At 72.6% G+C, this 24,189-nt stretch carries 24 protein-coding genes; 12 read left to right on the plus strand and 12 right to left on the minus strand.

The window, feature by feature from the left end; genetic code table 11:
• Positions 1-10: 10 nt before the first annotated feature.
• The gene (locus ACFWW8_RS09215) at positions 11-379 is read left to right on the plus strand and encodes a hypothetical protein (RefSeq protein WP_386525690.1); all 369 of its coding nucleotides are present in this window, start codon (positions 11-13) and stop codon (positions 377-379) included.
• Here the strand turns inward: ACFWW8_RS09215 and ACFWW8_RS09220 are convergent.
• Complete coding sequence (locus ACFWW8_RS09220) at positions 363-1,553, minus strand: DUF418 domain-containing protein (protein ID WP_386525693.1); 1,191 nt, start codon at positions 1,551-1,553, stop codon at positions 363-365. The two genes, ACFWW8_RS09215 and ACFWW8_RS09220, sit on opposite strands and share 17 nt — an antisense overlap.
• Positions 1,554-1,719: 166 nt before the next feature.
• On the opposite strand from ACFWW8_RS09220, the gene ACFWW8_RS09225 reads away from it, so the two are divergent.
• Together ACFWW8_RS09225 and ACFWW8_RS09230 are read left to right on the plus strand one after the other, a co-directional pair.
• The gene (locus ACFWW8_RS09225; protein WP_386525695.1) at positions 1,720-2,370 is read left to right on the plus strand and encodes a GntR family transcriptional regulator; all 651 of its coding nucleotides are present in this window, start codon (positions 1,720-1,722) and stop codon (positions 2,368-2,370) included.
• Between the two features lie 41 nt (positions 2,371-2,411).
• Positions 2,412-3,764, plus strand: a complete 1,353-nt coding sequence (locus tag ACFWW8_RS09230; protein WP_386525697.1) for a nitrate/nitrite transporter — start codon at positions 2,412-2,414, stop codon at positions 3,762-3,764.
• On the opposite strand, the gene ACFWW8_RS09235 is transcribed toward ACFWW8_RS09230, so the two are convergent.
• The gene (locus ACFWW8_RS09235; protein WP_386525699.1) at positions 3,754-4,578 is read right to left on the minus strand and encodes a maleylpyruvate isomerase family mycothiol-dependent enzyme; all 825 of its coding nucleotides are present in this window, start codon (positions 4,576-4,578) and stop codon (positions 3,754-3,756) included. The genes ACFWW8_RS09230 and ACFWW8_RS09235 overlap by 11 nt on opposite strands.
• 151 nt (positions 4,579-4,729) lie before the next feature.
• Here ACFWW8_RS09235 and ACFWW8_RS09240 point away from each other — a divergent pair, with 151 nt between their 5' ends.
• Positions 4,730-5,509 (plus strand): carbon-nitrogen family hydrolase, encoded by a 780-nt coding sequence (locus ACFWW8_RS09240; protein ID WP_386525701.1) that lies wholly within the window; start codon positions 4,730-4,732, stop codon positions 5,507-5,509.
• 97 nt (positions 5,510-5,606) lie between these two features.
• Here ACFWW8_RS09240 and ACFWW8_RS09245 read toward each other — a convergent pair whose 3' ends face one another.
• Positions 5,607-6,104 (minus strand): LURP-one-related/scramblase family protein, encoded by a 498-nt coding sequence (locus tag ACFWW8_RS09245; RefSeq protein ID WP_386525703.1) that lies wholly within the window; start codon positions 6,102-6,104, stop codon positions 5,607-5,609.
• 32 nt (positions 6,105-6,136) lie between these two features.
• Here ACFWW8_RS09245 and ACFWW8_RS09250 point away from each other — a divergent pair, with 32 nt between their 5' ends.
• Positions 6,137-6,937: a hypothetical protein gene (locus tag ACFWW8_RS09250; protein ID WP_386525706.1), complete on the plus strand. Its 801-nt coding sequence runs from the start codon at positions 6,137-6,139 to the stop codon at positions 6,935-6,937.
• Positions 6,938-6,979: 42 nt separating this feature from the next.
• Here the strand turns inward: ACFWW8_RS09250 and ACFWW8_RS09255 are convergent, their stop codons facing one another.
• Together ACFWW8_RS09255 and ACFWW8_RS09260 are read right to left on the minus strand one after the other, a co-directional pair.
• Positions 6,980-7,516, minus strand: a complete 537-nt coding sequence (locus ACFWW8_RS09255; protein ID WP_386525708.1) for a GNAT family N-acetyltransferase — start codon at positions 7,514-7,516, stop codon at positions 6,980-6,982.
• Between the two features lie 27 nt (positions 7,517-7,543).
• On the minus strand, positions 7,544-8,098 hold the full coding sequence (locus ACFWW8_RS09260; RefSeq protein ID WP_386525711.1) for a Uma2 family endonuclease: 555 nt from the start codon (positions 8,096-8,098) through the stop codon (positions 7,544-7,546).
• Between the two features lie 134 nt (positions 8,099-8,232).
• On the opposite strand from ACFWW8_RS09260, the gene ACFWW8_RS09265 reads away from it, so the two are divergent.
• On the plus strand, positions 8,233-10,083 hold the full coding sequence (locus tag ACFWW8_RS09265) for an NHL domain-containing thioredoxin family protein (protein WP_386525713.1): 1,851 nt from the start codon (positions 8,233-8,235) through the stop codon (positions 10,081-10,083).
• A gap of 71 nt (positions 10,084-10,154) precedes the next feature.
• Here ACFWW8_RS09265 and ACFWW8_RS09270 read toward each other — a convergent pair whose 3' ends face one another.
• From ACFWW8_RS09270 to ACFWW8_RS09290, 5 genes are all read right to left on the minus strand, one after another.
• Positions 10,155-11,447 carry a M18 family aminopeptidase gene (locus ACFWW8_RS09270; RefSeq protein ID WP_386525716.1) on the minus strand — a complete coding sequence of 431 codons (1,293 nt, stop codon included), beginning with the start codon at positions 11,445-11,447 and terminating at the stop codon, positions 10,155-10,157.
• A 101-nt stretch (positions 11,448-11,548) separates the two neighbouring features.
• Complete coding sequence (locus ACFWW8_RS09275; RefSeq protein ID WP_386525719.1) at positions 11,549-12,286, minus strand: hypothetical protein; 738 nt, start codon at positions 12,284-12,286, stop codon at positions 11,549-11,551.
• A 169-nt stretch (positions 12,287-12,455) separates the two neighbouring features.
• Positions 12,456-14,282: an acyl-CoA dehydrogenase gene (locus ACFWW8_RS09280; protein WP_386525780.1), complete on the minus strand. Its 1,827-nt coding sequence runs from the start codon at positions 14,280-14,282 to the stop codon at positions 12,456-12,458.
• A gap of 295 nt (positions 14,283-14,577) precedes the next feature.
• Entirely contained in the window at positions 14,578-14,946 is a 369-nt protein-coding gene (locus ACFWW8_RS09285; protein WP_386525722.1) for an ATP-binding protein, read from the minus strand.
• Positions 14,943-15,158 carry a hypothetical protein gene (locus ACFWW8_RS09290; protein WP_383929747.1) on the minus strand — a complete coding sequence of 72 codons (216 nt, stop codon included), beginning with the start codon at positions 15,156-15,158 and terminating at the stop codon, positions 14,943-14,945. Before ACFWW8_RS09290 ends, ACFWW8_RS09285 begins: the two co-directional genes overlap by 4 nt.
• Positions 15,159-15,278: 120 nt before the next feature.
• Between ACFWW8_RS09290 and ACFWW8_RS09295 the strand changes: the two genes are divergently transcribed.
• The 4 genes from ACFWW8_RS09295 (at position 15,279) to ACFWW8_RS09310 (ending at position 17,932) form a co-directional block, all read left to right on the plus strand.
• Entirely contained in the window at positions 15,279-16,130 is an 852-nt protein-coding gene (locus tag ACFWW8_RS09295) for a helix-turn-helix domain-containing protein (protein ID WP_386525725.1), read from the plus strand.
• Positions 16,111-16,404 carry a DUF397 domain-containing protein gene (locus ACFWW8_RS09300; protein ID WP_386525728.1) on the plus strand — a complete coding sequence of 98 codons (294 nt, stop codon included), beginning with the start codon at positions 16,111-16,113 and terminating at the stop codon, positions 16,402-16,404. Before ACFWW8_RS09295 ends, ACFWW8_RS09300 begins: the two co-directional genes overlap by 20 nt.
• 67 nt (positions 16,405-16,471) lie before the next feature.
• Positions 16,472-16,930, plus strand: coding sequence for an SseB family protein (locus tag ACFWW8_RS09305; RefSeq protein ID WP_386525731.1), 459 nt, complete (start codon positions 16,472-16,474; stop codon positions 16,928-16,930).
• Positions 16,931-16,981: 51 nt separating this feature from the next.
• Positions 16,982-17,932 carry an ArsR/SmtB family transcription factor gene (locus ACFWW8_RS09310; protein WP_386525733.1) on the plus strand — a complete coding sequence of 317 codons (951 nt, stop codon included), beginning with the start codon at positions 16,982-16,984 and terminating at the stop codon, positions 17,930-17,932.
• Positions 17,933-18,095: 163 nt separating this feature from the next.
• Here the strand turns inward: ACFWW8_RS09310 and ACFWW8_RS09315 are convergent, their stop codons facing one another.
• The gene (locus ACFWW8_RS09315; RefSeq protein ID WP_386525736.1) at positions 18,096-18,566 is read right to left on the minus strand and encodes a hypothetical protein; all 471 of its coding nucleotides are present in this window, start codon (positions 18,564-18,566) and stop codon (positions 18,096-18,098) included.
• 155 nt (positions 18,567-18,721) lie between these two features.
• Between ACFWW8_RS09315 and ACFWW8_RS09320 the strand changes: the two genes are divergently transcribed.
• The gene (locus ACFWW8_RS09320) at positions 18,722-19,681 is read left to right on the plus strand and encodes a pirin family protein (RefSeq protein WP_386525738.1); all 960 of its coding nucleotides are present in this window, start codon (positions 18,722-18,724) and stop codon (positions 19,679-19,681) included.
• A 152-nt stretch (positions 19,682-19,833) separates the two neighbouring features.
• Here the strand turns inward: ACFWW8_RS09320 and ACFWW8_RS09325 are convergent, their stop codons facing one another.
• Positions 19,834-22,044, minus strand: a complete 2,211-nt coding sequence (locus ACFWW8_RS09325; RefSeq protein ID WP_386525783.1) for a SpoIIE family protein phosphatase — start codon at positions 22,042-22,044, stop codon at positions 19,834-19,836.
• Between the two features lie 136 nt (positions 22,045-22,180).
• Between ACFWW8_RS09325 and aspS the strand changes: the two genes are divergently transcribed.
• Positions 22,181-24,007, plus strand: a complete 1,827-nt coding sequence (gene aspS, locus ACFWW8_RS09330; protein WP_386525741.1) for an aspartate--tRNA ligase — start codon at positions 22,181-22,183, stop codon at positions 24,005-24,007.
• Positions 24,008-24,189 lie beyond the last annotated feature (182 nt).

Genomic DNA, 24,189 nt, shown 5'->3' on the forward strand with positions numbered 1-24,189 from the left:
AAGGAGCCCGGTGGAGGTACGGAGCATCGTGCTGGACCCCGGGGAGGCGTACGAGCTGCGGCTCACCGGGCGCGGGGCGCGCGGGTACGTGTGGACCTGGCAGGTCACGGGCGACGCCGACGCGGTGGCGGTCGCGGAGGGCACCCCGACCCCCGGCCCGCAGACCCCCGGCCCGCAGGCCCCCGGTTCGCCCGCACCCGCACCGGTACCCGCCCCCTCACCCGCCCCCGGGGCCGCGGTGGAGCGGTCGTACGTCGTACGCGGCCGCCCGCCCGGTGGCCGGGCCCGCATCCGGTTCGCGCAGGTGCGGCCGCCCTACCCGCAGGAGGCCCCGTACGACGAGTTCGTGCTGGACGTGGAGGTCAGCGCCGGGGCCTGAGCACCCGGTGCTGCACGGCTTCGAGGGGGCCCCGCTCGAACCGGCGCAGCCACAGCCACGATCCGGCGGCCAGGGTCAGGCCGACGGCCGCCCACAGGCCCATCACCCACCAGGGGCCGTGCCCGGCGAACCGCTCGGCGAGGCCCAGGCCGATCCCGTAGCAGAGCAGGACGCAGAGCACGTTCTGCGCGACGTAGCAGGACAGGGCGGTGCGGCCGACGCCGGAGAGGGCGCCGGTCAGCGGGCGGGGGATCCAGCGCCGGTCGAGGGCGGTGCCGATCAGGCCGATGTAGCCGAGGGCGACCAGCGGGGCGACGGCGTAGCGGCCCAGGAGGAAGTAGTCCTCGCCGCCGAGGGTGGTCGCGGCGGTCAGCGGCAGCCCCAGCCCGAGCCCCCAGGCGGCCATCCGGCCCCGAAGGCGGCGGCCCGCGGCGGTGTCGGCGAAGGCGCCCGCGCGGTACAGGCGCACGCCCAGGAGGAAGAGGAAGACCAGCAGCCCGAAGGTGATGACGGGCTCGATGCGCAGGGCGGCGAGGTTCTGGGCGCGGAAGGCGATCTGGTCGCCCCAGCCGCGTTGCGCGTACAGGGCGACGGCGTCCGGGTCCGGGCCCTTCGGGGCTGCCCCGGACCCGTCCGCGGTCAGGGCGAGGGTGAGCAGGGCGATCAGGGTCAGGTGCACCGTGCCCGCCGCCCACATGACCCGGCGGCGGACCTTCTCGGAGCGGGCCAGGAGCCGGGCGACGACGAGCGCGGTGACCGCGTACCCCATCAGCACGTCCCAGGCGAAGACGAGCAGGAAGTGGACGGTGCCCTCGGCGAAGAGGAAGGCGGCCCGCCGCCAGTACCGGCCGGGCCAGGGCTGTCCGCGGCGGGCCGCGGAGTCGTACTGGACGGCCAGGCCCACGCCGAACAGGACCGTCAGCAGGGCGAGGAACTTGCCGTCCGCGACGGCCCGGAACACGGTCTCGGCGATGCGGGCGGCGGACGGGTCGGCGAGCGGGTCGCCCGCGCCGAGGCCGCCCTGGAGGACGGCCCACTCCGAGCCGGGGGAGGCGAAGATCCACACGTTGGTCATCAGCGTGCCGAGGACGGCGGCGCCGCGGAGGACGTCGAGCAGGGGCAGGCGGCGGCCCGCCTTCGCGGCCACCGCGGGGGTGAGCAGGATGTCGGCCATGGCTCCAGCGTCCCGGTGGGCGCGGCCCCGTACGTCGTGCGGGCGGACGAAGCCGCACTACACCCTTCGGTGCAGCGGGAACCCCTTCCGGGTCCGCCCACCCCCGCCCGGTCCACATCCTGGACCGGGCGCCGGCCCGCACCCCTGTTGTATCTATGCTGTGCGCATGTCAGCCGCCAGCAGTACCGTGACCGCCGCCGACCGTGTCTACCGGCACGTCAAAGCAGGTGTGCTCGACCGGCACTACGAAGGCGGCACCCTCCTCACCGAGGGCGAACTCGCCGACGCCGTGGGGGTGTCCCGCACGCCGGTCCGCGAGGCGCTGCTGCGCCTGGAGACCGAGGGGCTGCTGAAGCTGTACCCGAAGAAGGGTGCGCTGGTCCTGCCGGTCTCCGTGCAGGAGATCACCGACGTGCTCGAAACCCGGCTGCTCGTCGAGGAGTTCACCGTACGCCGGGCCGTGCCCGCGCCCCCCGCGCTGCTGGACCGGCTCGCGGCCCTGCTGGAGGAGCACCGCCGGCACGCCGCCTCGGGGGACCTGGCCGCGCTGATGGCCGCCGACCGGGGCTTCCACGCCGAGATCGTGCGCAGCGCCGGCAACCAGATCCTGTGCCGCCTCTACGACCAGCTCCGCGACCGGCAGCTGCGGATGGGCGTGGCCCTGCTGCACGCCCACCCGGACCGGGTGGAGCGCACGCTCGCCGAGCACGCCGAGATCCTCGACGCGCTGCGGTCCGGGGACGCGGAAACAGCCGCCGCGGCGGTCCGCGGCCACATCGGCCGGGTCGAGGAACTGGTCCGGGGGCCGGGCCGATGAGCACCGGGCCGATGGGCACGGGACCGAAGGGCACCGGCCCGATGAGTACCGTGCCGGTCGTGAAGGACCCGCCGGGCGGGCGCAGGGCCGTCGCCGTCTGGTCCATCGGCGTCGCCGTGTACTTCGTCGCGGTGATCTTCCGTACCAGCCTGGGCGTGGCCGGCCTCGACGCCGCCGACCGCTTCCACGTCAACGCCTCGGCGCTGTCCGCCTTCTCCCTCCTGCAGCTGCTGGTCTACGCGGGCATGCAGATACCCGTCGGCCTGATGGTGGACCGGCTCGGCACCAAGAAGGTGCTGACGCTCGGCGCCGTCCTGTTCACCGCCGGGCAGCTGGGCTTCGCGCTGTCCCCCTCGTACGGGACGGCCCTCGCCGCCCGCGCCCTGCTGGGCTGCGGCGACGCCATGACCTTCATCTCCGTACTGCGGCTGGGCACCCGGTGGTTCCCGGCCCGGCGCGCGCCGCTGATGGCGCAGCTCGCCGGGCTCGTCGGCATGGCGGGCAACCTGGTCTCCACGCTGGTGCTGGCGCCCGTACTGCACGGCGTCGGCTGGGTCGCGGCGTTCGCCGGCAGCGCGGTGGCGGGGCTGGTCGTCCTGGTCCCGCTGGTGCTGTTCCTGCGGGACCACCCCGAGGGGTACGAACCGCCGCCGCGGGAGCGCGAACGGGAGCGGGAGCCGGGGAGGGGAGCGGGGGCCTCCGGGGGGTTCGTACGCCGCCAGATCACCGCGTCCTGGCGGGAGCCCGGCACCCGGCTCGGCCTGTGGGTGCACTTCACCACGCAGTTCCCGGCGATGGTGTTCCTGCTGCTGTGGGGCATGCCGTTCCTCGTGGAGGCGCAGGGGCTGTCGCGCACCACCGCGGGCGGGCTGCTGACGCTCGTCGTCGCCTCGAACATGGCGCTCGGCCTGGTCTACGGGCAGTTGGTCGGCCGTCGCCAGTCCGCGCGGCTGCCGCTCGCCCTCGGCACGGTCGGGCTGACCGCCTCGCTGTGGGCCGCCGTCCTCGTCCACCCCGGCGACCGGGCGCCGATGTGGCTGCTCGTCACGCTCTGCCTGGTGCTCGGCACCTGCGGGCCGGCCTCGATGATCGGCTTCGACTTCGCCCGTCCGGCCAACCCGGCGGAACGCCAGGGCACCGCCTCCGGCATCACGAACATGGGTGGCTTCCTCGCGACGATGACCACCCTGCTGGCGGTGGGCGTGCTGCTGGACGCCACCGGCGACAACTACCGCATCGCGTTCTCGGCCGTGTTCGTCCTGGAGGCCCTGGGCGTCAGCCGGATCCTGAAGCTCCGCGGCCGCGCGCTGGCCCGCGAACGGGAGCTGCGCGCACCGGCGCCGGTCCCGCCCGGCCCCACCGCCGCGGAGCCGGCGCGGGCGGCTACGGGGTGACGGAGAAGCGCGTCAGGATCGCGTCCGCCAGCTCCGCGTCGCCCTCCACCTTCACCCGGTCGGCGACCGTGCGCGCCCGGACCCGTCCCGCCGCCAGCCGTACGTACGTCTCCCAGTCCATGGTCAGTGTCACGGCCGGGCCCAGCGAGGGCGCCTTGTCGAGCGTGCCCCGGCCCTGTGCGTCGACCCGTACCGTCCGCATGAACTCCAGCGGACCGTGCACGTCGAGCACCACGGCCGAGTTCGCGGGTGCGCCGGCCTTCTTCGCGACGACCTTCGGCAGCCCGGCCAGGAGCATGTCCCGCGCGACGAACGCGCCCGGGGCGTCCCAGTTCCCCGGCCGGCCCAGCGCCTGGCGGAGGTCCTGCTCGTGGACCCACACGTCGAAGGCGCGCATCCGCAGCGCCTCCTCCAGGGTCACCTGCTCGCCGAGCGGCCCGCGCACCATCGTGGCCGGATCCCGCTTCTCGTTCCGCAGCTGGCGCATGCGCCGGATGACCGTGTACTCCAGCTCCGAGGTCATCTCCGGCGCGGTGTGATGACGCCGTACGTCGACCTGCACCTCCATGTACCGGGTGAACTCGTCGACCACGTGCCGCAGGTCCCGCGCCACGGTGTGGATCGGCCGCGGGTCCCCGAGCTGCTCGCATTCGATGCCGATGATGTGCGACACCACGTCCCGGACCGACCAGCCGGGGCACGGGGTCGCCCGGTTCCACTCGCCCTCCGGCAGCGGGAGGACCAGCTCGGATATCGCCTCGATGGAATGCGTCCACGCGTCGGCATAGGGCTGAAGGCTGGGATGGACGGTCAACGGGACCCCTCGCGGTGCTGTTCAGTGGCGCGTTTTCTGGAAGCTGTGGGCTCGGTTTCCAAAACTACGCTGCCGGTGAGCACCCCGGCAGTGCTTTCGTGTGACGATCGTAGGCCCGAGTTGACGGCTTGAATGCCAGGACGGTGGTAGTGTGCGCGCCTCGCTGATCCAAATCGCGGTGAACGACGGTGAGTCGGTGACTTCCCGGCGGTCCCGGGTGGCCGACCTCGTGCGGGAGCAGGCGGGTTCCGACCTCGTCGTGCTGCCCGAACTGTGGACCGTGGGGGCCTTCGCCTACGAACAGTTCGAGACGGAGGCGGAGCCACTGGACGGCCCGACCTTCGAGGCCGTGTCCAAGGCGGCGAGCGACGCGGGAGTGTGGCTCCACGCGGGCTCGATCGTGGAGCGGGCGGGAGACGGCTCGCTCTACAACACCGCCCTCGTGATCTCCCCGGCGGGCGAGCTGGCCGCCACGTACCGCAAGATCCACCGGTTCGGCTTCGACCAGGGCGAGGCCGTGCTCATGTCGCCGGGCGACTCCCTGACCACGGTGGCCCTGCCGGAGCAGACCCTCGGCCTCGCCACCTGCTACGACCTGCGCTTCCCGGAGCTGTTCCGCGGCCTGGTCGACGCCGGGGCGACGACGCTGGTCGTCGCGGCGGGCTGGCCGGCGCGCCGCCGCTCGCACTGGACCCTGCTCAGCCGGGCCCGGGCCGTGGAGGACCAGGCGTACGTCCTGGCCTGCGGCCTCGCCGGCACGCACGCGGGGGTCGAGCAGGCCGGGCACAGCCTGGTGGTGGACCCGTGGGGCGAGGTCCTGGCGGAGGCGGGGCCGGGCGAGGACGTCCTGACGGTGGACCTGGACCCGGGGAAGGTGGCGGAGACCCGCGCCCAGTTCCCCGCCCTGAAGGACCGCCGCCTGACGTCCTGACGGGCCGGAGCGCCTGCTCCGCGGCCGGCCGGGCGGGCCGGGGACGGGGGCCGGGGGTTGGGGGTCGGGGGTCGGGGTCGGGGCGGGGCCGGCCCCGTCAGAGGCCGTCCTCGCGTTCCTTCTCCGCCATGCGGATCACGCACACCGCCACCGCGATCAGCAGCGCCGCGTCCGCGTCCTCCCGGACCACGTCGACCGCGTAGGTCTCGCGCACCCGGTACCACTGCCGCGAGATCAGGGCGAGCAGCTCCCCGTCGTACTCGACCTTGAACTCGCGGTCCAGGATCCGCCCGCTGACGTCGAGCTCCGTGCCCTCGACCAGGGTCACGCGGAAGTGGTTGCGCAGCAGGGAGAACCGCTTCCGGCGGATCACCGCGAGCCGTTCCTCGTCCCGTTCCAGGGTCATCGCGTCGCGGAAGGAGAACAGCTTCTCCCGCAGCGTGATCAGGATCTGCCCGTCCGGGTCCTTGAGCTCCAGCTTGTCCTTGACCCGCAGTGCCTTCCCGTCGACGAGGAAAGCGGGGCGGCCGTGCTCGTCCTCGATCCAGTAGTCGTCGCCGAGGGCCAGCATTTTGTCCCGTACGAGGTATTTCATGCGCTGATCCGTGCCCGCGATAGGTTGCTGTCATGCCTCTGCTCTACGTGACCGACCTGGCGTACCCGGCGCGCGGCCGCCGCTACTGCGACGAGGACATATTCCTCACCTCCCGGCTGCGGGCCCACTTCGACGTGGCCCTGTGCCATCCGGGGGACGCCCGCGCCCTGATGTCCGGCTTCGACGCGGTCGTCGTCCGCAACAGCGGGCCGGTCCTCCACTACCAGGAGGCCCACGACGCCTTCCGGTCCGCCGCGCTCGCCGCCGGGACGCCCGTCTACAACCCGCTCACCGGCCGCGGCGACATGGCCGGCAAGCAGTACCTCCTCGACCTCACGGCCGCCGGCTACCCCGTCATCCCGACGGTCGACGACCCCGCCCGCGTCGGCGAGCTGCCGCAGGTGGCCGAGTACGCGGTGAAGCCCAAGCGCGGCGCCGACTCCATCGGCCTCGCCTTCACCGCGACCCCGCAGGGCCATGCGGGCGAGATCCTCATCCAGCCGCGCATCGACTTCGCGTACGAGGTGTCCTTCTACTTCGTCGACGACGCCTTCCAGTACGCCCTGTACGCCCCCGACCCGGCCCGCCGCTGGGAGCTGAAGCCCTACGAACCGACCGCGGCGGACCTCGACTTCGCCCGTGCGTTCATCGCCTGGAACACCCTCGACCACGGCATCCAGCGGGTGGACGCCTGCCGGGCGCCGTCGGGCGAGCTGCTGCTGGTGGAGCTGGAGGACCTCAACCCGTACCTGTCGCTCGACCTGCTCCCCGAGCCGGTCCGGGACTCCTTCGTCGAGGCCTTCGCCCGCTCCCTCCACACCTTCGCCGCCTGACACCCGGTCCGGCTGCCGGCCCGGCCCCCCCCCCGGGTCCCGTCACATCGGGAGCGACCGCAGCCGCACCGCTCCCGGAGGCCACGCCGCGCCCTCGTGCAGGGGCGTCGTCATGGTCCGCAGCGGCATGGTCACCGGGCCGCTCCCGGGTTGCTCGACGAGCACGTCGCCGGCGAGCGGGTGCCAGCCGAGGCGCCGGTACAGGGCCACGAGGGGCGGCCGGCAGAACAGCAGCGCGTGCGGCGGGCCCATCGTGCGGGCGTGGTCCAGCGCGGCCGCGACCACCCGCCGGGCCAGCCCCCGGCCCTGCATGCCCGGGGCGACGGCGACCCCGCCGACGCCCACCACCTCCGACTCCGCGCCGTCGACGGCCACGGGCAGCCGGAGCAGGCCGGCGTGCGCGACGAGCCGGCCGCCGTGCCGGATGCCGAAGTGGACCTCCTTGGGCAGCCACGTCATCCCGAGCGCGGCGACGCCGAAGGGGTCGGCGCCCCCGCCGAGGATCTCGTCCTGCTCCGTCTTCGCGTACCGGGGGAGCCGCACCGCGGCCGCCGTTCCGGTGAACCGGTCGTCAGGCATGTCCCCGCCTCCCCGCGCCCGCGCGCCTCAGAGCCCGCTGGTGTCCAGCTCGATCCCGAACGGCTCGGGCAGCCGTACCGCCGTCCCGAACGGGTGCGGCCCGTCGACCTTGGTGTACCCGAGCCGCCCGGGGCCCGCGAACAGCGTGACGGTCCTGTCCGTCCGGTCGACCAGGAGGTACAGCGGGGCCCCGTACTCGGCGTACCGCTTGCGCTTGACGGCGCGGTCGGTCTCGGCGTTGGACTCGGAGGTGATCTCGACGATCAGCAGGGTCTGATCGGGGACCAGTGCCCCGCCTCCCTTGGCCAGTTCCTTCGGCGCCACGGCGAGGTCCGGGACGTACCAGTTCGGCGAATCGGGCAGATCGAGGTTGCCCGACCCGGTGACGCAGTCCAGCTCCTTGACGCGCGGCCTGATCTGGTCACGGATCTCCTCGGCCGCGTTCTCGTGGTCCCAACTCGGCGTCACGTGAGAGATGACTCCTTCAACGATCTCGGTCCGGTCCCCGGCGAAGTGCTGGATGGCGTACTTCAGGGCACGCTCGGGATCGATGCCCTCGCTGTAGTCGTGCGCGGTGGTCATGGTCCACTCCCTCCTCGGCTGCCTGCCGCCAGGCTCGCACGGGGCGCCGCCGCTCGTCGTCACCCCTGCGGGGGGAGTCGGCGTCGCCGTACGCGCGTGATCCGGTGTTCATACCCGGATGGCAAGCTTGAAGGATGAACGATGCCGTCCCGGCGCCCACCCCCGCGCCCGCACCCCGCCGTGCCCGTGTCCGTGCCCCCGAGCTGATCGGCAAGGGTGGCTGGCTGAACACCGGCGGCACGCCCTACACCCTCGCCGACCTGCGAGGACGGATTGTCATCCTCGATTTTTGGACCTTTTGCTGCATCAACTGCCTGCACGTCCTCGACGAGCTCCGTGAGCTGGAGGAGAAGCACCGCGACACCGTCGTGATCATCGGCGTGCACTCGCCGAAGTTCGTGCACGAGGCCGAGCACGCCGCCGTCGTCGACGCCGTCGAGCGGTACGAGGTGCACCACCCCGTGCTCGACGACCCCGAGCTCGCCACGTGGAAGCAGTACGCCGTACGCGCCTGGCCCACGCTCGTCGTGATCGACCCCGAGGGGTACGTCGTCGCCCAGCACGCCGGCGAGGGGCACGCGCACGCCATCGCGCGGCTCGTCGAGGAGCTGGAGGCCGAGCACGAGGCCAAGGGGACGCTGCGGCGCGGGGACGGGCCGTACGTGGCGCCCGAGCCGGTGGCGAGCGACCTGCGGTTCCCCGGGAAGGCGCTGCTGCTGCCCTCCGGGAACTTCCTGGTGTCCGACTCGACGCGGCACCAGCTGGTCGAGCTGGCCGCCGACGGGGAGCGCGTCGTACGCCGCGTCGGCAGCGGTGAGCGCGGGTTCGGCCCCGGCGCCTTCAGCGAGCCGCAGGGGCTGGCGCTGCTGCCCGACGGGACGGTCGTCGTCGCCGACACCGTCAACCACGCGCTGCGCCGCTTCGACCCCGCCACGGGGGCCGTGGAGACCGTCGCCGGGACCGGGCGCCAGTGGTGGCAGGGCTCGCCGGCCTCTGGGCCGGCGCTGGACGTGGACCTGTCCTCGCCGTGGGACGTCGCCTGGTGGCGGGGCCGGGTGTGGATCGCCATGGCCGGCGTCCACCAGCTGTGGACCTGGGACCCGGAGACCGGGACGGTCGAGGTCGCGGCCGGTACGACCAACGAGGGCCTGCACGACGGGCCCGCCGCCGAGGCCTGGTTCGCGCAGCCGTCCGGGCTCGCGGCCGCCGGGGACCGGCTGTGGGTCGCCGACTCCGAGACCAGCGCCCTGCGCTACGTCCACCCCGTCGACGGGGACGGCGGCGGGTACGCCGTCACCACCGCCGTCGGCACCGGCCTGTTCGACTTCGGCCACCGGGACGGCGACGCCGCCCAGGCGCTGCTCCAGCACCCGCTCGGGGTGACCGCCCTGCCCGACGGCTCGGTCGCGGTCTGCGACACGTACAACCACGCGCTGCGCCGCTACGACCCCGCCACCGGCGAGGTCACCACCCTGGCGACCGATCTGCGCGAACCGAGCGACGCGGTCCTCGTCGGCGGGGACATCGTCGTGGTCGAGTCGGCCCGGCACCGGCTGACCCGGCTGCGGCTTCCGGAGGAGGCCGTACGGGTCGACGCCGTCGCGCACCGCACGCAGCGGGCCGCGACCGAGGTGGCCCCCGGCACGCTCCGCCTCGACGTGGTCTTCCAGGCCCCGGCCGGCCAGAAGCTCGACACCCGCTACGGGCCGTCCACCCGCCTGCTGGTCTCCTCGACCCCGCCCGAGCTGCTGGCGGGCGGCGAGGGGGCGGGGACGGACCTGTTCCGGGAGCTGGAGCTGAACCCGGAGGTCACCGAGGGCGTCCTGCACGTCTCCGCGATGGCCGCGTCCTGCGACGACGACCCGGCCAACGAGTACCCGGCCTGCCACGTCCACCAGCAGGACTGGGGCGTGCCGGTGACCGTCACGGCCGGCGGGGCGACCCGGCTCCCCCTCGTCCTCGCCGGCATGGACGACGACGCGTAGGCGGACCGGGCCCGTACGACGGAACCCCGCCCCCGGGACAGCGCTTCCGGGGGCGGGGTTGCGGCGGGGCGTCAGCCCTCCAGGAAGGCCACCAGGGCGTTCGCCAGGAGGAACGGGTCGTCCGCGCCGCACAGTTCGCGGGCGCTGTGCATCGACAGGATCGCGACGCCGATGTCCACCGTCCGGATGCCGTGGCGGGCGGCCGTGATCGGGCCGATCGTGGTGCCGCACGGCATGGAGTTGTTGGAGACGAACGTCTGCCACGGCACGCCGGCCCGCTCGCAGGAGCTCGCGAACACCGCGCGCCCGCTGCCGTCCGTCGCGTACCGCTGGTTGACGTTGACCTTGAGGATCGGGCCGCCGTTGGCGCGCGGGTGGTGCGACGGGTCGTGCCGCTCCGCGTAGTTGGGGTGCACGGCGTGCCCGGTGTCCGAGGAGAGGCAGATGGTGCCGGCGAAGGCTCGTGCACGGTCCTCGTAGGAGCCGCCGCGGGAGAAGACTGAACGTTCCAGCACGTTCCCCAGCAGGGGGCCGTCGGCGCCCGTGTCCGACTGCGAGCCGTTCTCCTCGTGGTCGAAGGCGGCCAGCACCGGGATGTGGTCGAGCGCCTCCGAGGTGGAGACGGCGACCAGCGCGGCGACGCCCGCGTGCACCGACAGCAGGTTGTCCATGCGCGGTCCGGCCACCAGCTCGCGGTCGCGGCCGAGGTACGAGGGCGGCTCGATCGAGTGGACCATCAGGTCCCAGCCGGCCACCGAGCCCTGCGGCAGGCCCTCTTCCTCCTCCAGGAAGGCGATGAGGTCGCCCTCCTGGACCTCGCCCAGGCCCCAGATCGGCTGCATGTGCCGCTGCTTGTCCAGCTTCAGGCCGTCGGTGTTCACCGACCGGTCCAGGTGCACGGCGAGTTGGGGGACGCGCAGCAGCGCGCGGTCCACGTTCACCAGCCGCTCGGTGCCGTCCCGCAGGGTTAGCCGTCCCGCCAGGCCGAGGTCCCGGTCCAGCCAGGTGTTGAGCAGCGTGCCGCCGTAGATCTCCACGGCGATCTGCCGCCAGCCCTGCGAGCCGGTGTCGGGCAGCGGCTTGACCCGCAGGTTGGGGGAGTCGGTGTGGGCGCCGATGATCCGGAACGGGGTGTGCGCGGACGCCCCCTCCGGGACGTACCAGGCGATGAGCGCGCCGCCGCGGAGCACGAACCTGCCCCCGGTACCCGCGTCCCAGGCGTCCGCTTCCGACAACTGCCTGAAGCCTGCCTTCTCCAGCCGCTCGGCGGCATTGGCCACGGCGTGGTACGGCGACGGACTGGCCGTCAAAAAGGTCATCAGATCGTCGGTGTGGCCGCGGTCGAAGCGGGCGGGAGAGCTCATGTGGTTCACCTTAACGACGGTCGTGTTCGCCATGGCCGGACTGCGCTGATAGCCGAGAGGTCGGGGTCCGCGGGGTGTGTGATCTGCGGTCCCGTGGGTTCTCAGCCCGGCGGGCGCTCGAATCTGCGCTGCAGCTGCCTGCGCTCGCCCCGGCGGATGCGCGGGAGCATCTCCGGGGTCTGCGCGGAGCGCTGCGCGCGTCTCTTGCGTCCGGCGCAGAAGATACAGGCCTCGCCGGGCGGTGCGTCGGGGTCGATGGGGGCCCCGGGGTGCTCGGAGCAGCCCGAGGCGTTGCGGGGGCGGGACAGTTCGCGGGCGACGATGAAGGCGCGGTGAAGGTCGTCGGCGATGCGGACGAAGTCGTCGGCCGGTGAGGAGAGGCCGAGGTGAAAGCGCTGGTCCTCGACGGTGCGCAGGCAGGTGCGCAGCGCCGTGAGGGTGTACGGCGGTTCCGGCACGGGATAGCCCAGGCGCCGCTGTTCCCCGGCGGGCGGGGTGGCGGCTCCGGGGCCGCCGCCGCGGCCGCGGAGCCCGAGGCGGCGCCGGTCGTTGCAGATGAGGCAGCGGCCCCAGCCGTCGGGGGCCTCGGGGTCGAGGGCGCCGTTGGGGTGCTCGGAGCAGCCGGTGTAGCTCTTGGCGGGTGCCAGCCCGGCGGCGGTCCGGAACGCCACGTACAGGGCGTCGGCGATCCCGTCGTACTCGGCGGGGTGCGCGCCGTCGTACAGGTCGCCGAGGTGGTCGCCGAGGCTGCCCAGGCTCGCCTGCAGCTCCTTGAGGGCGTACGGCCGCCCGGTGGGGACGGAGTACCCCCTGCTGCCGTGCTGATCCTGAGGACTCATGTCTACGAGCGTCCCATGAACGACCGACAACGGGGAAAGCCGGTGCCCCGGAAGCCGGTCCCGCTCGGGCCGGCGCCCCGCGGGCCGGTGTCCGGGCGTACATCAGCGGCCGGGCCCCCGGTGGGGGGACCCGGCCGCTGTGCGTACACCGCGTACGTGTGGGGGCTGCCTAGAAGGCGGCCTCGTCGAGCTCCATGAGGGAGTTGTCGACGACCTCGGCCAGGCGGCGCTGGACCGATACGCCGGGCAGGACCTGCGCGGCGAAGAACTTCGCGGCGGCGATCTTGCCGGTGTAGAACGGCACGTCCTTGGCGGAGGCCGTGGGGAGCTTCTCGGCGGCCACGGCCGCGCCCTTGAGCAGCAGGTATCCGACGACGACGTCGCCGGAGGCCATCAGCAGGCGGGTGGTGTTCTGGCCGACCTTGTAGATGTTCTTGACGTCCTCGCCGGTGGCGGTGAGGTCCACGATCATCGCGCCGACGATGGCCTCCAGGTCGACGGCGGCCTGGGCGAGCGCGTCGCGGGCGCCGGCCAGCTCCTCGCCGCCGACGGCCTCGGCCAGGAACTTCTTGATCGTCTCGGAGAGGACGTTCAGGGAGGCGCCCTGGTCGCGGACGATCTTCCGGAAGAAGAAGTCCTGGCCCTGGATGGCCGTGGTGCCCTCGTAGAGGGTGTCGATCTTGGCGTCGCGGATGTACTGCTCGATCGGGTACTCCTGCAGGTAGCCGGAGCCGCCGAAGGTCTGCAGGGACTGGGCGAGCAGCTCGTAGGACTTCTCCGAGCCGTAGCCCTTCACGATCGGCAGGAGCAGGTCGTTGAGGCCGATCTCGGCGGAGGCGTCCTCGCCGTTGGCCTGCTTCAGCTGGATCTCGTCCTGGACGGAGGCGGTGTACAGCACGAGGGCGCGCATGCCCTCGGCGTACGCCTTCTGCGTCATGAGCGAGCGGCGCACGTCGGGGTGGTGCGTGATGGTGACCTTCGGCGCGGTCTTGTCCATGAAGTTGGCCAGGTCCGGGCCCTGCACGCGCTCCTTGGCGTACTCCAGCGCGTTGAGGTAGCCGGTGGAGAGGGTGGCGATGGCCTTCGTGCCGACCATCATCCGGGCGAACTCGATGATCATGAACATCTGGCGGATGCCGTCGTGCTTGTCACCGATCAGCCAGCCCTTGGCGGGGTGCTGGTCGCCGAAGGTCATCTCGCACGTGTTGGAGGCCTTGAGGCCCATCTTGTGCTCGACGTTCGTGGCGTAGACGCCGTTGCGCTCGCCCAGCTCGCCGGTCTCCCAGTCGAAGTGGAACTTCGGGACGAGGAAGAGGGACAGACCCTTGGTGCCGGGGCCGTGGCCCTCGGGGCGCGCGAGGACGTAGTGGAGGATGTTCTCCTCCATGTCGTGCTCGCCCGAGGTGATGAAGCGCTTGACGCCCTCGATGTGCCAGGAGCCGTCCGCCTGCTCGACCGCCTTGGTGCGGCCGGCGCCGACGTCCGAGCCGGCGTCCGGCTCGGTGAGGACCATGGTGGAGCCCCAGCGCTTCTCGACGGCGATCTCGGCGACCTTCTTCTGCGCCTCGTTGCCCTCTTCGTAGAGGATGCCGGCGAAGGCCGGGCCGGAGGAGTACATCCAGACGGCCGGGTTCGCACCCAGAATCGTTTCTGCGAAGGCCCAGATCAGGGAGCGGGGCGAGGTGGTGCCGCCGATCTCCTCGGGCAGGCCCAGACGCCAGTACTCGGAGTCCATGAAGGCCTTGTAGCTCTTCTTGAAGGACGCCGGGACGGGCGCGGTGTTCGTGGCCGGGTCGAAGACCGGCGGCGTGCGGTCGGCGTCCTCGAAGGAGGCGGCCAGCTCGTTCTCGGAGAGCTTGGTCATCTCGCTGAGGATGGTCTTGGCGGTCTCGGTGTCCATCTCGCCGAACGGGCCGGTGCCGTACAGCTTGTCGCGTCCGAGCACCTCGAAGAGGTTGAACTCGATGTCGCGGAGATTCGACTTGTAGTGCCCCATGGCGACGGCTCCGTTAAGGCTCGGTGAGACGGGTTCCTCGTACATACCAATCGGTAACCTCATCATGCTACCCACCGGTAATAAGGACAACCCTTACCCGCTGACTGTGACCAGCATCAAGCCAGGAGAACCGCGCCGCCGCCGGAAGTCCAGGCCCGGGACGGGTACGTCATACGAACTTCGGACCCCGCCCGGGCCCGGGTCCAGCCGTGCCCGGGGCCCCGCGGGCCTCTGCCCGCCCGTTCCGGGGTCTCTGCCCGTCTGGCCCCGGTTCTCGGCCCGTCCGTCCCGGCGTCTACGGGTGGTGCAGCTCCGCCCACACGGTCTTGCCGGCCGCGGCGGGCCGTACGCCCCAGCGGGCGGCGACGGCGTCGACCACGGCCAGACCGCGGCCGCCCTCGTCGCCGTCCAGGGCCCGGCGCAGGACGGGCCACAGCCGGGGGTCGGGGTCGCCGACCTCCAGGCGGGTGCGGCCCTGCGCCGTACGGGTGACGGCCAGGGTCACGGGGGTGCCCGCGCCGACGTGCAGGGCGACGTTGCCGACGAGCTCGCTGACGCACAGCTGGAGGTCGTCGCAGGGCCCGCCGACGTGGGCCCGCACGGCCCGCCGCAGCCCGGCCAGCTCCTGCGGCAGCGCGAGCGCGGAGGCGTGGAACGGCCTCACCGTCCGGGCGCCCGGTTCAGCACGGAGGCGATCCGCAGCGCGGTGGTCGGGTTGCAACTGCCGAGGGCGATCAGCGGCGGAGTGGGATGGCTCCCGGCGTAGGAAGGGAGGTGCAGGTCGAGGGAGGGCAGGGTGATCCCGTGCGCGGCGAGCGCGCCGCGGAGCTCGGTGAGCGCCGCGATCGCGACGCGGTCGCCGGTGGGGTTGCTCATGGGGGCGGTTCCGTTCCTGTGGCGGAGTGTGACGAACTCCTCACAGGGTGGGGTCGCGGTGGCTACCGTGGGAAGGGTTCCCAGTTGCGCTGGAGAAGTGGCAAATGACGGTGGTGGGTTGTGCCTGCTCGTAAGGACCCTGACGCGTCGGCGAACGTTCCGTCGTTCTACGGCGCGGAGCTGCGCTACAAACGGGAGGCCGCCGGTCTCACACTGGAACAGCTGGCGGAGGAGAGCTTTCGGGGCGTTCCGTTCCTGAGTCAGATCGAGCGCGGCGAGCGCCGGATGCCGCTGGACCTGGCCCGGCACGTGGACACGAAGCTGGGGACGGACGGGTTTTTCGAGCGGCGCTGTGAAGACGCGCGCAAGGCGAAGCAGTTCGGACATGCGGAGTACTTCGCCGATGTGGCGGAGATGGAGCCGTTCGCGGAGACGATCGAGGACTGGGCGCCCATGGCCATCCCCGGTCTGCTCCAGACGGAGCTCTACGCCAGGGCGATGGTGCGCACCTCGCTCCCGTGGCTGCGGCCGGTGGTAGTCGAGAAGCAGGTCGGTGCCCGTATGGAGCGGGCGAAGCTCTGGGAACGCGAGGAACGCCCGGCGTTCTGGGCGATCCTGCACGGGTCGCTGATTCGCAACTCCCTGCTTCCGTCGATGGAGATGGCGGATCAGCTGGACCACATTGCGCGAGTGGTCCGTTCCTCGCAGAGTGTTCTGCAGATCCTCCCGGAAACGTCGGCCGCGCACCCGATGCTGATGGGCATGATCAGGGTGATGACGTTTCCGGACGCACCTCCGGTCGTCTACACGGAGGGACTCCACAGCGGTCAACTCATCGACTTTCCGGCCCTCGTGAAGGACTACCGCAGGTCGTACGATCTGCTCAGGGCTGCCGCGCTGTCACCTGAGGCATCCCTGGCGCGGATCGAAGCAGCTGCGGAGGACTTCCGAAATGGCACGCACCGAGATTGACCTGGCTTCTGTCCGCTGGCGCAAGAGCAGTTACAGCAACGGCAGCGGCGGCGAGTGCGTGGAGGTCGCGGAGGGGTTCCCCGGTGCCGCCGTCTGGCGCAAGAGCAGCTACAGCAACGGGATCGGTGGCGACTGCGTCGAGGTGGCCGACGGCCCTGCCGGGGTCGTGCCCGTCCGGGACTCCGCGCGGCCGCACGGGCCCGCCGTGGTCGTGTCCGCCGCCGCCTGGGTTCCCTTCGTACGGGCGATGAAGGCGGGGGATCCCTCCCGCTGAGGTCCGGCGGGACAAGGCTGGCCGGTACCGGCCGGTATGGCCGTGGGGGCTCGGTAGGGTGGGCCGCATGTACGGCTACGACCAGAATCCGGGCGCCCAGCAGGGCTACGCGCAGCCCCCGCCCCAGCAGGGTTACGCGCAGCAGCCGCCGCTGTACCCCGAGCCCTCGCCGCCGTCGATCGCCGACGCGGTACGGGCCTTCACGACCGGGCAGCTCGCCGCCGAGGACTTCCAGCAGATCTTCGCGACCTCGAAGGTCTACTGCCCGCGCGGTGACACCCCCGGTTTCCTTGCGCTGCACAACACGCAGCAGCCGGTCATCCCGATGTTCACCACGCTCAAGGAACTGCGCCGGTACGCCGGCAAGGAGTCCAAGTATTTCGTGATCACCGGCGCCGAGGTGATCGACCTGCTGCCGACCGGCTACGGCTTCGTCCTCGACATGGAGGGGGACCACCGCATGGTCTTCGACGCGAAGGCCGTCGAGCAGATGGTCGACTTCGCGATGCGCCGCATGTACGGCTAGGGACGGCGTAGCGGCCGGGGACGATCCGACGGGGGGCGGACGATGCTCAGGGTGCACTTCACGGCCGAGGACCTGTTCAACGTCACCTTCGCGAGCGAGCCGCTGCCGCTGGTCGAGCTGGCGATGGCCGTGGTCGCCTCGCAGCGCACCGACGAGGCCGCCGTCTTCGGGCGCTGGCGGAGCCGGGTCGGCCGCGACCTTCCGGGCCGCGCCGGGCCGCTGCTGGACCTGTTGCGGCCGGACGGTCAGAACCCGCAGTTCGTCGAGCCGTTCGCGCGCACCCTGGAGGAGGGGCGGGCCGCCGTACGGGAGGCGGGTCCGCTGCTCACCGCCGACGGGCTGGGCCGCGCCGCCGCCCGGGCCCCGGGCAGCGCCTCCTGGCTGCGCGCGCTGTGGGGCCAGGACCGGGAGGCGTGGCAGACGCTCGACGCGGCGATCACGGCCGCGTACGAGACGGTCGTCGCCCCGCACTGGACGCGCATCCGGCAGTCCTTCCGCGCGGACGTGGCCTGGCGGACGCGCCTGCTGGCCGCGCACGGCATCAAGGCCTGCCTGGCCAGCACGCACCCGGCGGCCGGCTGGTCGGGCACCGTCTTCGAGGTCGGCGTGCCGCCGGGCTACGAGGTCCACCTCGACGGCCGCGGCCTGCTGCTGATGCCCTCGCCGTTCTGGACGGGCCGGCCGCTGCTCGCCGAGGGCCCGGGCGGCCGTCCGCTGCTGATGTACGCGGCGCTGACTCCGCTGCCGCTGGTCGGACCGGGCGCCGCCGAGGGGGCGCTCGACGCGCTGCTGGGGCGGACCCGGGCGGCGGTGCTCCAGCTGCTGGTCGAGCAGCGCACGACGAGCCAGCTGGCCCGGGACCTCGACATCAGCCTGCCGTCGGTCTCCGAGCACACCCGCACCCTGCGGGCCGCCGGGCTGATCACGACGGAGCGGGACGGCAAGGCGGTCCTGCACTCGGCGACGGGCCTGGGTGTGGACCTCCTGCACAGCGGCGGCTGACCTCCCGGGGTTTCGGGCACCGCCGAAAGGATCGCGCCCGCGGCCGCGACCGCCGAACATCGGTGCTGCGGGGGACATCACGGGGGCGACGGCGCTGGGTACGGGGGTCCCGGCGGCGGGGCCGAAGCGGGCCGGGGAACCTTCCCGGCCCGCTTCGGCGCGTTCAGGCGGTGGCGCGGCGCCGGCGCCACAGGGCCGCCGCCACCGCGGCGAGGGCCAGGGCCGCGGCGCCGCACGCGTACAGCGGCCCGAGGTCGGGGCGGTGAAGCAGGGAGAGGCGGATGCCCGCGAAGACCGGCAGGGCGATCAGCTGGCCGCCGCCCTCGAAGTCGGTGCCGGCCGTCGCCCAGCGCAGCAGCAGGTACGCGGCGAAGCAGAAGGCGCCCCACGCGCCGAGGTAGGGCCAGGGCGGGCCGGGCAGCGGCCCCAGCGGCATGCTCGCCCCCCAGCGCGAGGCGGCGTACCCGGCGCCCACCGCGACCGCGGTGACGAGGCAGGCCCGTCCGAGGGCCCGCAGCGCCGCCGGGGGACTCCACCGGGCCGGGCCGGAAGCGGCGGAGCGCGGAGCGGCCGGCCCGGACGGTTCGGGGTCGGGCGTGGCGGCGGCGCCGGCGGGGGGCGTGTGGATCTCCATGCCGGGACAGACGCTCCGGTGTGCGCAGCGGTTGTCATGCACCGTACGGAGGCGCCGGGAACGGCCGGGAATGAACCGCGCGGGGGCGCGGTTCTGTGGGGTGTGGCAGAAAGTTCGAGTTTCAACTAAACTCGACGCAGAAGGAGGTCCTGACCATGCCCGCAGTGACTGTTGAGAACCCGTTGACCCTTCCGCGAGTGGCCGAGCCCCAGGCCGCCGTCCCGCGCAAGGTGCTGGCCGTGACCACGGCCCCGGGCGGGTTCGAGGGTGAGGGATTCCCGGTGCGCCGCGCGTTCGCCGGTATCAACTACCAGTACCTCGACCCGTTCATCATGATGGACCAGATGGGCGAGGTGGAGTACGCGCCGGGTGAGCCGAAGGGCACCCCCTGGCACCCGCACCGCGGCTTCGAGACCGTCACGTACCTGATCGACGGAACCTTCGTCCACCAGGACAGCAACGGCGGCGGCGGAGTCATCAACGGCGGCGACACGCAGTGGATGACCGCCGGGTCCGGCCTCCTGCACATCGAGGCCCCGCCGGAGTCCCTCGTCGTGTCCGGCGGGCTCTTCCACGGCCTCCAGCTGTGGGTGAACCTCCCGGCCTCCGACAAGATGATGCCCCCGCGCTACCAGGACATCGGCGGCGGCCAGGTCCAGCTCCTGTCCACCCCGGACGGCGGCTCCCTGCTCCGCGTGATCGCCGGTGAGCTGGACGGTCACGAGGGCCCGGGCATCACCCACACGCCGATCACGATGATCCACGCGACCGTCACGCCGGGTGCGCAGATCACCCTGCCGTGGCGCGAGGACTTCAACGCGCTGGCCTACGTCATGGCCGGCCGCGGATCGGTGGGCGAGGACCGCCGGCCGATCAAGATCGGGCAGACCGCGGTCTTCGGCGAGGGCGGCTCCCTCACGGTGCGGGCGGACGAGTCCCAGGACTCCAACGCCCCGGACCTGGAGGTCGTCATCCTCGGCGGGCGCCCGATCCGGGAGCCGATGGCGCACTACGGGCCGTTCGTCATGAACAGCAAGCACGAGCTCCAGCAGGCCTTCGACGACTTCCAGGCCGGCCGGCTGGGCACCGTTCCGACCACGGAGCGCACGCGCTAACCGTTCCCGGTCCGCCGCGTACGCGCGGTACCCGCAGTGCCCGCGGTCCCGCAGCACCCGCGGTCCCGCACGACGGGCCCGGACGCCCCACCGGCGTACCGGGCCCGTCGGCGTACCCGGGCTCCGGTGCGCGGCGCGGGGGCGGCGGCCCCTCAGGCCGGCGCGTCGGGGTGCGGCTTGGACCGCTCGTACAGCTCGAACCAGATCGACTTGCCCTCGCCCCGGGGGTCCACGCCCCAGGTGTCGGCGAGCATCTCCATCAGCAGCACCCCGCGGCCGCTGGAGGCCATCTCGCCCGGCCGCCGCTTGTGCGGCAGCTCGTCGCTGGCGTCCGCGACCTCGACGCGCAGCCGCCGCGCGCCCAGCTCGCCCACCGCCTCCGCCACGAGCAGCGCGTCGCCGTCCGTGTGGACGAGCACGTTCGTCACCATTTCGCTGACCATCAGCACCGCGGAGTCCACCTGGTCGGCGTCCGCCCAGTCGTGCAGCAGCTCCCGGACCTGCCGACGGGCGCCCGAGATCCGCTCCGGCTCGGCCTGGGCCACGGTCAGCATCGTGCGGCGGGACGGCCGGACCGGGTGCGCCGCCGTACCGCAGCCGCAGTCCGCGCTCTCGCGGCACAGCAGCACCACGGCTATGTCGTCCTCGCGGCGGTCGGCGAGCGGACCCGTCGTGTGGTGCGAGGACGGGCCGTGCACGGCCTGGACGAGCAGGTCGGCGAGCTTCTCCAGGTGCCCGGCGTCGGGGCCGCCCGGTTCCCCACCCGCGCTCCCCGGGCCCGCGGACGGCCACGGGTCGGCCTCCAGGACCGCCCGCAGCCGCGCCCAGCCGGTGTCCAGGTCGTGCCCGCCGGTCTCGATGAGCCCGTCGGTGCAGAGCATCATCGTCTCGCCGGGCTCCAGGGCGAACCGGGTGGTGGGGTAGTCCGTGTCGGGCACGATCCCGAGCGGCAGGCCGCCCGCCGTGGGGCGCATCAGGACGGTGCCGTCGGTCATCCGGACCACCGGATCGGGATGGCCGGCGCGGGCCACCTCCAGCATGCCGGTCTTCGGGTCGCACTCCACGTACAGGCAGGTGGCGAAGCGGGGGCTCTGGAAATCGGCGTCGTCGTAGGGCTCCGCGTCGGAGTCGGGCCCCTGGGAGGAGCACAGCCCGGCGAGGAAGCGGGAGGCCCGGGAGAGCACCGCGTCGGGCCGGTGGCCCTCGGAGGCGTACGCCCGTACGGCGATCCGCAGCTGGCCCATCAGGCCGGCCGCGCGGACGTCGTGGCCCTGGACGTCCCCGATGACCAGCGCGAACCGTCCCGAGGGCAGCGGGATCATGTCGTACCAGTCGCCACCGACCTGGAGCCCGCCGCCCGTGGGGACGTACCGGGCTGCGATGGTCATGCCCGGGATGTCCGGCCCGAGCTGCGGCATCATCGACCGCTGGAGGCCCGTGGTGAGCTCCCGCTCGGATTCGGCCACCCCGGCGCGCTGGAGGGCCTGGGCCAGCATCCGGGCCACGGTCGTCAGGACCGAGCGCTCGTCGGGGGAGAAGGACACCGGGTGCTTGAAGGCGGCCATCCAGGCGCCCATGGTCCGCCCGGCCACGATGAGCGGCAGGAAGGCCCAGGACGTGCGGTCGAAGCGCTGGGCGAGCGGCCAGGTGGCCGGGAAGCGCCGTTTGTAGTCCTCCGGCGTCGGGAGGTAGATCGCCCGGCCCGTACGGACGACTTCGGCGGCCGGGTAGTCCGTGTCCAGCCGCATCTCCGTGAACGGGCCCTCGTCGCCGGGACCGTGCCCGTGGTGCCCGATCACCGACAGCCGTTCGCCGTCCACGCCGAACACGGCCAGTCCGTCCGGGCTGAAGCCCGGCATCGACAGCGAGGCCGCGACCCGCAGCACCTCGGCCGTGGACCGGGCTTCCGCGAGCGCCCGGCCCGCGTCCAGCAGGAAGGCCTCGCGGGAGCGCCGCCAGTCCCCGGTGATCGGGGTGTGGGCGGCCGTCGTGCCCGGCTGCGGCTCGGCGATCTCCTGGATCGTGCCGATCAGCTCGTAGTCGACGCGGCCGTCCCCGGTCCGGCTCTCCAGGGCCTTGGAGCGGCTGCGGACCGTCCGCAGGACCCGGCCGTCCTCGTCCATGATCCGCAGCCGGGCCTCGGCGAGGGTGTTCTCGGCGACGGCCAGGGTGACGATGCCGTTGATCTCGTTCCAGTCCACCGGGTGGAACCGGGACCGTACGGCGACCTCCGGCAGGACGACGGGTTCGGCGGGCAGCCCGAGGAGCCGGGCGGCCTCGGCGTCGAGCGTGACCGTCCCGGAGGCGTTGTCCCATCTCCACAGGCCGGTCGCGATGGCGGCCAGGACGTCCTCGGTGCGCACCCGGTCATCTTTACAGGTCATCCCCCCGAGGTGCCTGTTCACCCACCCCTGCGGGCGGGCCCGCGCGGGGTCCCGCCCGGACGGTAACCTGGGGACGGCTGAATCCACCCTGGTATCCCGTAGAACTGGATGACTGATGCATCGGTACAGGTCCCACACGTGCGGCGAGCTCCGTGCCTCCGACGTCGCCTCCGACGTCCGGCTGAGCGGCTGGCTCCACAATCGTCGAGACCTGGGCGGCATCCTCTTCATCGATCTGCGTGACCACTACGGCATCACGCAGCTCGTCGCCCGCCCCGGCACCGCGGCCAACGAGGCGCTGAGCAGCGTCTCCAAGGAGACGGTCGTCCGCATCGACGGCAAGGTCGTCTCGCGCGGCGCGGACAACGTCAACCCCGAGCTGCCCACCGGCGACATCGAGATCGAGGTCTCCGACGTCGAGGTGCTCGGCGCGTCCGCCCCGCTGCCCTTCACGATCAACACCGACGACGGCGTGAACGAGGAGCGGCGCCTGGAGTACCGCTTCCTCGACCTGCGGCGCGAGCGCATGCACCGCAACATCATGCTGCGCTCGGCCGTCATCGCGTCGATCCGCTCGAAGATGGTGGCCCTCGGCTTCAACGAGATGGCGACCCCGATCCTCACCGCGACCTCCCCCGAGGGCGCCCGTGACTTCGTCGTCCCGTCCCGCCTGAACCCGGGCAGGTTCTACGCCCTGCCGCAGGCCCCGCAGCAGTTCAAGCAGCTGCTGATGATCTCCGGCTTCGACCGGTACTTCCAGATCGCGCCCTGCTTCCGCGACGAGGACGCCCGCGCCGACCGCTCCCCGGGCGAGTTCTACCAGCTCGACGTGGAGATGTCCTTCGTCGAGCAGGAGGACGTCTTCCAGCCGATCGAGCGCCTGATGACCGAGATCTTCACGGAGTTCGGCAAGGGCCGCGAGGTCACCTCGCCGTTCCCGCGGATCCCGTTCCGCGAGTCGATGCTGAAGTACGGCAACGACAAGCCCGACCTGCGCGCCAAGCTGGAGCTCGTCGACATCACCGACGTGTTCGCGGGCTCGGAGTTCAAGGCGTTCGCCGGCAAGCACGTGCGCGCGCTGGCCGTCCCGGACACCGCCGGGCAGCCGCGCAAGTTCTTCGACGGCCTCGGCGAGTACGCGATCTCGCTGGGCGCCAAGGGCCTGGCCTGGGTCCGCGTGGGCGAGGACGGTGCGCTGACCGGCCCGATCGCCAAGTTCCTCACCGAGGAGAACGTCAAGGTCCTCACCGACCGGCTGGGCCTCGCGGCCGGCCACGCGGTGTTCTTCGGCGCCGGCGAGTTCGACGAGGTCTCCAAGATCATGTCGGGCGTCCGCGTCGAGGCGGCCAAGCGCGCGGGCCAGTTCGAGGAGAACGTCTTCCGGTTCTGCTGGATCGTCGACTTCCCGATGTACGAGAAGGACGAGGAGACCGGCAAGATCGACTTCTCCCACAACCCGTTCTCCATGCCGCAGGGCGGCATGAAGGACCTGGAGGAGAAGGACCCGCTGGACATCCTGGCGTGGCAGTACGACATCGTCTGCAACGGCATCGAGCTGTCCTCCGGCGCGATCCGCAACCACGAGCCCGAGGTCATGCTGAAGGCCTTCGAGATCGCCGGTTACGAGGCCGAGACCGTCGAGCGCGAGTTCGCCGGCATGCTGCGCGCGTTCCGCCTCGGCGCCCCGCCGCACGGCGGCATCGCCCCGGGCGTGGACCGCATCGTGATGCTGCTGGCCGACGAGCCGAACATCCGCGAGACCATCGCCTTCCCGCTCAACGGCAACGCCCAGGACCTGATGATGGGCGCGCCGACGGTGCTGGAGGAGGCCCGCCTGCGCGAGCTGAACATCGCGCTGCGCAAGCCGGTCGAGACGAAGGCCGCCGCGGAGCGGCCGGTCTCCGACGCCGTGACCCCGGACGCCGGGTCGCCGCGCGGCTGATCCGTCGGGCCGGCTGACCGTCGGGCCGGCTGACCGTCGGGCCGGCCGGCCCGCGTGCGGCAGAAGGGCGGCGGCCCCCCCCGGGGGGGGGGGGGGGGGGGGGGGGGGGGTGGGTGGTGGGTGGCCGGGGGGGGGGTTGATAGCGGCCGACTCCCACACAGTGGGGGTGGGGGGGGGGGGTT

Source organism: Streptomyces sp. NPDC058701 (assembly GCF_042715295.1).
GTDB lineage: Bacteria > Actinomycetota > Actinomycetes > Streptomycetales > Streptomycetaceae > Streptomyces.

Coding starts and splice junctions, on each gene's coding strand:
- ACFWW8_RS09220 (WP_386525693.1), bottom strand. CDS start 1,553: ATGGCCGACATCCTGCTCACCCCCGCGGTGGCCGCGAAGGCGGGCCGC.
- ACFWW8_RS09225 (WP_386525695.1), top strand. CDS start 1,720: ATGTCAGCCGCCAGCAGTACCGTGACCGCCGCCGACCGTGTCTACCGG.
- ACFWW8_RS09230 (WP_386525697.1), top strand. CDS start 2,412: ATGAGTACCGTGCCGGTCGTGAAGGACCCGCCGGGCGGGCGCAGGGCC.
- ACFWW8_RS09245 (WP_386525703.1), bottom strand. CDS start 6,104: ATGAAATACCTCGTACGGGACAAAATGCTGGCCCTCGGCGACGACTAC.
- ACFWW8_RS09250 (WP_386525706.1), top strand. CDS start 6,137: ATGCCTCTGCTCTACGTGACCGACCTGGCGTACCCGGCGCGCGGCCGC.
- ACFWW8_RS09255 (WP_386525708.1), bottom strand. CDS start 7,516: ATGCCTGACGACCGGTTCACCGGAACGGCGGCCGCGGTGCGGCTCCCC.
- ACFWW8_RS09260 (WP_386525711.1), bottom strand. CDS start 8,098: ATGACCACCGCGCACGACTACAGCGAGGGCATCGATCCCGAGCGTGCC.
- ACFWW8_RS09265 (WP_386525713.1), top strand. CDS start 8,233: ATGAACGATGCCGTCCCGGCGCCCACCCCCGCGCCCGCACCCCGCCGT.
- ACFWW8_RS09270 (WP_386525716.1), bottom strand. CDS start 11,447: ATGAGCTCTCCCGCCCGCTTCGACCGCGGCCACACCGACGATCTGATG.
- ACFWW8_RS09275 (WP_386525719.1), bottom strand. CDS start 12,286: ATGAGTCCTCAGGATCAGCACGGCAGCAGGGGGTACTCCGTCCCCACC.
- ACFWW8_RS09280 (WP_386525780.1), bottom strand. CDS start 14,282: ATGGGGCACTACAAGTCGAATCTCCGCGACATCGAGTTCAACCTCTTC.
- ACFWW8_RS09290 (WP_383929747.1), bottom strand. CDS start 15,158: ATGAGCAACCCCACCGGCGACCGCGTCGCGATCGCGGCGCTCACCGAG.
- ACFWW8_RS09300 (WP_386525728.1), top strand. CDS start 16,111: ATGGCACGCACCGAGATTGACCTGGCTTCTGTCCGCTGGCGCAAGAGC.
- ACFWW8_RS09305 (WP_386525731.1), top strand. CDS start 16,472: ATGTACGGCTACGACCAGAATCCGGGCGCCCAGCAGGGCTACGCGCAG.
- ACFWW8_RS09315 (WP_386525736.1), bottom strand. CDS start 18,566: ATGGAGATCCACACGCCCCCCGCCGGCGCCGCCGCCACGCCCGACCCC.
- ACFWW8_RS09320 (WP_386525738.1), top strand. CDS start 18,722: ATGCCCGCAGTGACTGTTGAGAACCCGTTGACCCTTCCGCGAGTGGCC.
- aspS (WP_386525741.1), top strand. CDS start 22,181: ATGCATCGGTACAGGTCCCACACGTGCGGCGAGCTCCGTGCCTCCGAC.